The 8,032-nt window shown below is 32.2% G+C and carries 9 protein-coding genes and 4 tRNA genes; 3 read left to right on the forward strand and 10 right to left on the reverse strand.

The annotated features are described in order from the left end of the window. Positions 1 to 122: 122 nt before the first annotated feature. Entirely contained in the window at positions 123 to 2,000 is a 1,878-nt protein-coding gene (locus tag B3R94_RS06725; protein WP_291072624.1) for a T9SS type A sorting domain-containing protein, read from the forward strand. Between the two features lie 19 nt (positions 2,001 to 2,019). On the opposite strand, the gene pnuC is transcribed toward B3R94_RS06725, so the two are convergent. Beyond that, positions 2,020 to 2,688, reverse strand: a complete 669-nt coding sequence (pnuC, locus tag B3R94_RS06730; RefSeq protein ID WP_280035357.1) for a nicotinamide riboside transporter PnuC — start codon at positions 2,686 to 2,688, stop codon at positions 2,020 to 2,022. A 74-nt stretch (positions 2,689 to 2,762) separates the two neighbouring features. Next, entirely contained in the window at positions 2,763 to 3,392 is a 630-nt protein-coding gene (locus B3R94_RS06735) for a 4'-phosphopantetheinyl transferase family protein (protein WP_038331028.1), read from the reverse strand. A 74-nt stretch (positions 3,393 to 3,466) separates the two neighbouring features. Between B3R94_RS06735 and ahcY the strand changes: the two genes are divergently transcribed. Further along, positions 3,467 to 4,780 (forward strand): adenosylhomocysteinase, encoded by a 1,314-nt coding sequence (gene ahcY, locus B3R94_RS06740; protein ID WP_038331025.1) that lies wholly within the window; start codon positions 3,467 to 3,469, stop codon positions 4,778 to 4,780. A gap of 136 nt (positions 4,781 to 4,916) precedes the next feature. Here ahcY and B3R94_RS06745 read toward each other — a convergent pair whose 3' ends face one another. From B3R94_RS06745 to B3R94_RS06760, 4 genes are all read right to left on the reverse strand, one after another. Beyond that, positions 4,917 to 5,489: a hypothetical protein gene (locus B3R94_RS06745; RefSeq protein WP_280049877.1), complete on the reverse strand. Its 573-nt coding sequence runs from the start codon at positions 5,487 to 5,489 to the stop codon at positions 4,917 to 4,919. A gap of 239 nt (positions 5,490 to 5,728) precedes the next feature. Further along, on the reverse strand, positions 5,729 to 6,319 hold the full coding sequence (locus B3R94_RS06750) for a hypothetical protein (protein ID WP_038331016.1): 591 nt from the start codon (positions 6,317 to 6,319) through the stop codon (positions 5,729 to 5,731). Further along, complete coding sequence (locus B3R94_RS06755) at positions 6,309 to 6,812, reverse strand: RNA polymerase sigma factor (protein WP_038331014.1); 504 nt, start codon at positions 6,810 to 6,812, stop codon at positions 6,309 to 6,311. Before B3R94_RS06755 ends, B3R94_RS06750 begins: the two co-directional genes overlap by 11 nt. Before the next feature lie 160 nt (positions 6,813 to 6,972). Further along, a complete protein-coding gene (locus B3R94_RS06760; RefSeq protein WP_038331012.1) occupies positions 6,973 to 7,380 on the reverse strand; it encodes an NUDIX hydrolase in 408 nt (135 codons plus the stop codon). On the opposite strand from B3R94_RS06760, the gene B3R94_RS06765 reads away from it, so the two are divergent. Next, a complete protein-coding gene (locus B3R94_RS06765) occupies positions 7,372 to 7,533 on the forward strand; it encodes a hypothetical protein (RefSeq protein ID WP_291099539.1) in 162 nt (53 codons plus the stop codon). The two genes, B3R94_RS06760 and B3R94_RS06765, sit on opposite strands and share 9 nt — an antisense overlap. A gap of 17 nt (positions 7,534 to 7,550) precedes the next feature. Here B3R94_RS06765 and B3R94_RS06770 read toward each other — a convergent pair. From B3R94_RS06770 to B3R94_RS06785, 4 genes are all read right to left on the reverse strand, one after another. After that, positions 7,551 to 7,627, reverse strand: a tRNA-Asp gene (locus B3R94_RS06770). 57 nt (positions 7,628 to 7,684) lie between these two features. Then, positions 7,685 to 7,758, reverse strand: a tRNA-Asp gene (locus tag B3R94_RS06775). Between the two features lie 49 nt (positions 7,759 to 7,807). Further along, positions 7,808 to 7,881, reverse strand: a tRNA-Asp gene (locus B3R94_RS06780). 43 nt (positions 7,882 to 7,924) lie between these two features. Further along, positions 7,925 to 7,998: transfer RNA gene (locus B3R94_RS06785), tRNA-Asp, on the reverse strand. Positions 7,999 to 8,032 lie beyond the last annotated feature (34 nt).

Here is an 8,032-nt window from a genome sequence, read left to right on the forward strand (position 1 = left end):
CTCACTATTTTCAGGATTTTTTAGGCTGTCTTCATTTAATTGATTATTTAATAATTACTTAAAGTTTTGTTAATCCCCTAACCTTCTTTAAAAGATATATTTGCTCCTAAAAAATCATATCCATGAAAACACATTTATTCTTATTACTATTTATTTTCCTAATCAAAACCAACTTACTCGCTCAATCAACACCAAATGACCCATTATTTTTTGAAAAAGGTTCTACCTGGCTTTACCTAGATGACGGTTCTAATCAACAAAAAGAGTGGACTCTCTTAACATATGATACAAAGAATTGGAAAGAAGGAAAAGGTCATTTCGGATTTGGAGACGGGGATGAAGACACTTTGATCCAAAAGGGATATATCCGCTATTTTTTCAGAAAAAAAATTACAATAGATGATGTCACAAAACTTCCTGAAGAAGTTATTTTTAATATCGTTCATGATGATGCAGCGATCTTACATATCAATGGAAAAGAAATTTTAAGAAGCTCTCTTCTTCCTCAGTCCGGAGATATTCCTCATGAGTATGAATTAAGTACGTTTATACCGAACGACAAAGAAAATAGTTTTTTTCAGTACAACGTTTCTTCTTCAAATTTTGTAAATGGTGAAAATATTATTTCTATCGAAATTAGAAATCAAAATACAAGAAGCTCAGATGTATCGTTTGATTGTTTTGTGAGTGAAGATAACACAACTCCTGTTCCTTTCCACAAAGACGGACCTTATGTATTTTATGATAACGATCAAATAACAGTGACTTATATTACGGAAGCTGGTGCTGTAAACGAAACATATACAACAAATGACAAGGTTATTCTTAAAGTGACTGATCCCACTACATCTACGACATTTGATGTTCCTTTAAGAAAACAACATCAAACAGAGTTATCAACATATCAAGCTCCAACAAAATTCTTTATGACATCAGATATTGAAGGTCAGTTTTCAGCTTTCAAAAAAATGTTAATTGACGGTGGTGTGATGAATGATCGTTTGGAATGGACATATGAAAACGGGCATTTAATTGTGAATGGAGATATGGTAGACCGCGGGCCTTATGTTACAGAAGTTCTGTGGTTAATCTATAAACTAGAAAACGAAGCTGAAGCAAAAGGAGGAAAAGTACATTACATCATCGGGAATCACGATATGATGACCATGACATACGATTTTCGCTATGTCAACAAGAAATATATAGAAAACGCCAGCTATTTAAAAAAGACATATGGCGATTTCTTTGAACCAAATACAGCGTTTGGAAAATGGTTCAGAACCAAAAACATTATAGAACAAGTAGGTGATTACACTTTTGTACACGCAGGCATAAGTCCACAGGTTTCTGATCTAAAATTACCTTTGGATGAAATGAATGACTACGGACGAAAAAAAATGAATGGAGAATCATGTACAGGCAATTGTGCTACTGTAACAGGTGGTAGTGCTTCCGGATTATACTGGTACCGCGGAATGGCAAATCAAGTTCTTTCTCAAACACAAGTTGATGATATTTTAACCAATTTTAAGACAAAACATATCATTATTGCTCACACTGTTTTCCCTCAAATCACTTCATTGTACAATGATAAAGTTATTGCAATCGACGTCTCTCATGTTGATAATATCGCAAATAATAAAGTGGAAGCGTTGACTTTCTCTGATTCTTGTTTCAAAACGATGGTTTCGATTGGAAATCAAATCACCTTCAAAAATTTATTCGACAAATGTGAAAACTTATCTATTTCAGAAAAAATAAAACAAAATATCACGATCTATCCAAATCCTACTACAGACTGGGTCAATATAGAAGTGAATTCGAATCAAAATCTCTCAATAAAATTAGTTGACATAAATGGTCGAAAAATCACTAGTCCTTCTACTAAAACATCCAAAGGAATCAAAACAAACATTCAAGCACTTCCTAAAGGAATTTACCTTTTAAAAGTTTATGACAACGGACAAGAAATTCTAACCAAAAAAATCATCATAAAATAGTTTACTTCAAAATCCTCCATCATTTTTGGAGGATTTTTTTCTTCCATTCTATCAGACCCAATATAGAAATACCCAACAAAACAAGGTATTGAAAAGATGTAATAACTGCTCCTTTATAAATCATTAATGGAATCATGATTAAATCGCCGATAATCCAGAAATACCAATTATCAATTTTTCGTCGCGCCATCATCCACATTCCAATCAAAAAGATAGCGGTCGTCGAAGCGTCTACAAAATCAATTTTAGAATAATGTAATTTACATTGGTTGATAAAACTGAAATCAAAACCATTTTGAATAACTGGACGGAAATAATAAATCGTCAAAATAAAGATAAAACTCAACGCGAAAAGTAAAGTTGCATATAAATATTCTTTCTTCGAAGCCCACGAAACATCGACATGTTTATGATCTGCTTCGAGATTTTTTTGCCACAAAATCCAACCATAAATCGCCATTGAAGTATAGTAAATATTAATAATAGTTTCGCCGTATAATCCCCAATTAAAAAATAAATAGATGAAAATAAACGTCGAAATAATAGTGGTTGGATAAACCAAAATATTACGTTTGTAGGTATAATAAACGGAAATAATCCCAAATAAAGTTGCAATTATTTCAAGTAAAATATTCAGTGTAGAATAGGTTTTATAAGGAGCAAAGATGTAATCAATAAAATCGTTCATTCTTAAGTTGTGAGTTAAAATAATTCATTCTAAATCGTAAATCTAAATTCGTAATTATAATTTCTAACTTCAATCTATTCATAATCCAACACCCAAACCAAATAATATTCACCAATCATTTTATAGAATGCATGATATTTTCGAGATTTTACATCATCCGAAATCCAACAAATAAATTGTTTATTTTCTATTAATTCAAATTCTTCTGCACGATAATGATTCAGAAAATTCCAAAGATTTCCACCATTCAATTTGTACAAACCTTCTTTCATTCCCCAAATTACATGCAAATATTCAGTTTCATGTTCTTGAGGTATCCAAGCTATTTCATCTGGACGGGCAAATTTATGTTTGATGTTCAAAATTTTTCTTGGTCGAGACAATTCAATATCTATCCCAATATTATATTCGCTCACGCCAACAGAAACCAATCCATAGGAATGTGTGATGGAAATTTCTTTATTTGTAGGTAAAAAAGGTTTTCCTCTTTCGTCATAATTTACATCATAATCCAAGTCCAATTTCTTTAGACAAGCGCGCAAACCAAGATATTCTCTGGCCTGTTTAGGTCGAAGATTATTATATTTTTCTATTCTATAGTCCTCTAAATGAAGATATTCTAATAATTCTTCATTCGATTCTGTTACATTCCACGTAATAATGCGGGTATGTTTAAAATCGTTAATATAATCGATAACGGGCATTTTATTAATCGAAATTTGTTTGTAAATTTGTTCCTTATAAACTTAAAAAAAAAGTTAGTTAAATATATCAATTGATGGATACAAAAACGCAATACATTCCATACAAAGTTAAAGATATTTCTTTAGCTGAGTGGGGAAGAAAGGAAATTACGTTGGCTGAGGCAGAAATGCCTGGGTTGATGGCTATCCGTGAAGAGTACAAAGCTGCTCAACCTTTGAAAGGTGCTCGCATTGCAGGTTGTCTACACATGACAATCCAAACTGCAGTATTAATCGAAACGTTGGTTGCTTTAGGAGCTGATGTTACATGGTCGTCATGTAATATTTTCTCTACACAAGATCACGCTGCTGCTGCAATAGCTGCTGCTGGGATTCCTGTGTATGCTTGGAAAGGGATGAACGAAGAGGAATTCGATTGGTGTATCGAGCAAACATTATTCTTCGGAGAAGATCGTAAACCATTAAACATGATTTTGGATGATGGTGGAGACTTAACGAATATGGTGATTGATCGTTACCCAGAATTGGTTGCTGAGATCAAAGGATTATCAGAAGAAACAACTACGGGTGTACACCGTCTTTACGAAAGAATGGAGAAAGGTACATTGCCTATGCCTGCAATTAACGTAAATGACTCTGTAACAAAATCTAAATTCGACAACAAATACGGATGTCGTGAATCTGCAGTAGATGCTATCAAACGTGCTACTGACTTGATGATCGCTGGTAAACGTGTTGTAGTTTGTGGATTTGGTGATGTTGGGAAAGGTACAGCGGCTTCTTTCCGCGGTGCTGGAGCAATTGTTACAGTAACAGAAATCGACCCTATTTGTGCTTTACAAGCATCTATGGAAGGTTACGAAGTAAAAAAATTAGATACAGTGGTTGCAAACGCTGATATCGTAATTACGACTACTGGTAACTTTGGAATTGTACGTGCAGAGCATTTCGAGAAAATGAAAGACAAAGTAGTTGTGTGTAACATTGGTCACTTCGATAACGAAATCGATATGGCTTGGTTAAACGGAAACTACGGAAACACGAAAGAAGAAATTAAACCACAAGTTGACAAATACAACATCAACGGAAATGACATCATCATTTTGGCTGAAGGACGTTTAGTTAACTTAGGTTGTGCAACAGGACACCCTTCTTTTGTGATGTCAAACTCTTTCTCTAACCAAACTTTAGCTCAAATCGAATTGTGGACAAATTCATCAGCTTACAAAAATGAAGTATATACTTTACCTAAGCATTTAGATGAAAAAGTTGCAGAATTGCATTTAGCTAAATTAGGAGTAGAATTAGAAGTTTTATCTCAAGAACAAGCAGAATACATTGGTGTAACGGTTGAAGGACCATTTAAACCAGAATATTATAGATATTAATTAATTTTAATTCAAAATTTTTATTTGAAAAAAGAAAAAAGCACTTAACTATATGCCCTCGCCCTGAACAAGCGAGGGCTTTTTTGTTAGTCATTTTCTACGCCAGAAATTGATTCAAGTTCATTATTCAATTTATTTAGCTCTTCCTTTGTTGTATATTTTTTAGGAATATTTTTCTTAAATTAAATGTCGCTTCTTTTTTATTTTTTATCAAAATATCAGCATTGATTGCAGGCGTAATTCCTAATGGTGTTTTCATCCACACATCAGAATCAGTCGTTTTATATAAACATTTAGCCAGCAAAGCTCCACTAAAATAAATTGGCTTTTCAACTTCTGTTAATAATTCTACTTTGATGAAAAAATCATCTTGATATTTAATATTCAAATCACGTAAATCCATCGAAAAGACATCATTCTGTTGATATTCTTTTTTTACAACAACTTCAAAAGGTTTTTCTAAAATTGATTGAGCTGGTTTCCCATTATTCATTGCCGTTAAATCAACTTTCAAAAGAATAGAATCTAATTTCAAACTATTACTAAAATTGAAATTAATACGTTGAAAAGTGAATTCTTTTTTAGGCGCATTTATTGGAATTGCAAATTCTTTGGTAAACTTAGGAAGTGAATCTTTACTAAAATTAATATCAGCCGTTAATCCGATTAAAATTGATTTCGTCTTGGTATCCGAACCAACACGTTTCAATCGAAATTTGCTTTTATCATACAAAATCGTTTCATGTCATTCTATCGTATCTTTTTTATAATCTTGTGCATTTGCAAACGTTATAAAACATAAAAAAAGAAAGTAAATTTTTGTCATCTATTTGGTTTTTAAATCATTTATCAATTTTATAAAATATAGATGTTCAAAATTCACAAAGGTTACACAATGACATGTTAAAGTTTAACGCATTACATTAACAAAAGAAGAGTAACTTTTGGTTACTCTTCTAATTGATGCAATATATTTTCTAATTCTACCAGATTCTTTTTATAATAAGTAGAAATCCACCATTTTAATAATAAAACGCAAATTAATACATAAAAAAATAGTGTAAGAAAAATATAAAGATAAAACTGAAATTTGTATTCAAATTGCAACGAGTTAGGATGCTGGATATACGAAATCCCAATAATCATCAACACTAAAATAGAAATCAAGTACGAGTAAATACTGTAAATATCAATCGCAGATTTGTAATTATAATAAAACCAATTGATGTTCTTTAGCGAATTATATTCCAGATGATATGATCGTTTATAAAACTTGAAAACATAAATAAACGGCACCAAAAAAGTCAACGAAATACACAACAATGTCCACCAAATTGTTGGCGTATTTGCATCAAATAAGAAAGGAAAAGTATATAAAAACAATAATCCTAATAATTGAACATAAAACTCTTTCTTCAAGGTTTTTCGTACTTTATCAATAATGGTATTTGCTTCTTGATTAAACTCAAGATTTGGATCAATTTTAACTTCATCTGAAGATTGATTGTCCCATTGTTTTTGTAATTCATCAAAATTCATAACCGTATTTTTTTATGATGATTTGTATTTTTTCTTTCGTTCTGTTCAATTTCACACGTGCATTTACTTCCGAAATTCCCAAGTTCATACAAATTTCCTTGTGATTTTGTCCTTCCAAAAACAGAAAAATCAATGCTTTTTCTACTTTATTCAATTCATGAACTGCTTTATAAAACAATTCGAGTTGTGTTTCTTTTTCACCAAAATCCATCTCATCTACTTGATCAATATTTTCTAAAAAAGTATGACGATCTGCTTTTTTCTTTTCTTTTCTAAAATAAGTTAACGCCGTGTTCAACGAAACGCGATACATCCAAGTTGAAAATTGAGATTTACCTTCGAAACGATCAAAAGATTTCCATAGTTGCAAAACAATCTCTTGTATCAAATCATTTTGATCTTCAGAATTATCCATATACATCTTAGCGATTTTGTGTAAAATCTCTTTGTGTTGATCGATTAATTCTAAAAAAAGGGTTTGTTTAGCTTCCAAAATCGTTACTTTATTTTTTTCAACGCAACTTGTTCATCGTCTATTATGATAACATTATTTTCAACTGTTATTTCCAAAATAGATTTCATCGCTTAATTATTTAGTGTTTATTAGTAAGTAAACATAAAGTAAAAACGTTACAAAAATTTTGAAAAAAAATTTAAAAAACCATTTCTAACCAAATCGGTAAACTGAATTCTTCTAATAAATGAGCCAATTGAAATTCTTTGTAGTTTTCTTTCGTTATCCACGCCATTTCTTCTATCTCAGAAGCGATTTTAAGCGTTTCTAATGATTTTAATTTAACATGAAATACATTTGCATAAACTTCGGTATTAACTTCATTAACGGCAATAGAAGTGTGTTGCCCTAAAAATGAAACATCGTGCTGTAGAATATCAACATTAATCTCTTCTAAAAATTCGCGTCGAAGTGTGGTTAATAATTCTTCATCTTGTTCTCGTTTTCCACCAACCATCTGAAAAAATTTCGATTTCTTTTTTCGGACAGCTAACATTCTACCCGTTTCATCTGTAACCAAGGCGTTCACCAAATAAATATGATTCATTGTTATACGTTATGCGTTATGCGTTATACGTTATGCGTTATGCGTTATGCGTTATGCGTTATGCGTTATGCGTTATGCGTTATGCGTTATGCGTTATGCGTTATGCGTTATGCAAAAATAAAAAGTTTGGAGCAAAAAAAAGCCTCACAATAAGTGAAGCTTATAAAAGTTGGCGATCCGGACGGGACTCGAACCCGCGACCACTTGCGTGACAGGCAAGTATTCTAACCAACTGAACTACCGGATCAGTCTGTTTTTTTATTTATAATTTTCGATCGCACTAAAATAGAAAAAGAAATAGATGCGATCCGGACGGGACTCGAACCCGCGACCACTTGCGTGACAGGCAAGTATTCTAACCAACTGAACTACCGGATCAGAAAATTATAAATTGATATATTTTTTATGAATTTTTATAAAAAAATTGCGATCCGGACGGGACTCGAACCCGCGACCACTTGCGTGACAGGCAAGTATTCTAACCAACTGAACTACCGGATCAGAAATTATAAAAAATATATTGTGTAAAAGAACTAACTTTTTGCGATCCGGACGGGACTCGAACCCGCGACCACTTGCGTGACAGGCAAGTATTCTAACCAACTGAACTACCGGATCAAAATCTGTATCGATTTCGGATTGCAAATATAGG

It is taken from the genome of Empedobacter sp. UBA7611 (genome assembly GCF_002484365.1).
GTDB lineage: Bacteria > Bacteroidota > Bacteroidia > Flavobacteriales > Weeksellaceae > Empedobacter > Empedobacter falsenii_B.

Coding starts and splice junctions, on each gene's coding strand:
- B3R94_RS06735 (WP_038331028.1), bottom strand. CDS start 3,392: ATGCCCGTTATCGATTATATTAACGATTTTAAACATACCCGCATTATT.
- B3R94_RS06750 (WP_038331016.1), bottom strand. CDS start 6,319: ATGAATTTTGATGAATTACAAAAACAATGGGACAATCAATCTTCAGAT.
- ahcY (WP_038331025.1), top strand. CDS start 3,467: ATGGATACAAAAACGCAATACATTCCATACAAAGTTAAAGATATTTCT.
- B3R94_RS06725 (WP_291072624.1), top strand. CDS start 123: ATGAAAACACATTTATTCTTATTACTATTTATTTTCCTAATCAAAACC.
- B3R94_RS06765 (WP_291099539.1), top strand. CDS start 7,372: ATGATTCATTGTTATACGTTATGCGTTATGCGTTATACGTTATGCGTT.
- pnuC (WP_280035357.1), bottom strand. CDS start 2,688: ATGAACGATTTTATTGATTACATCTTTGCTCCTTATAAAACCTATTCT.
- B3R94_RS06760 (WP_038331012.1), bottom strand. CDS start 7,380: ATGAATCATATTTATTTGGTGAACGCCTTGGTTACAGATGAAACGGGT.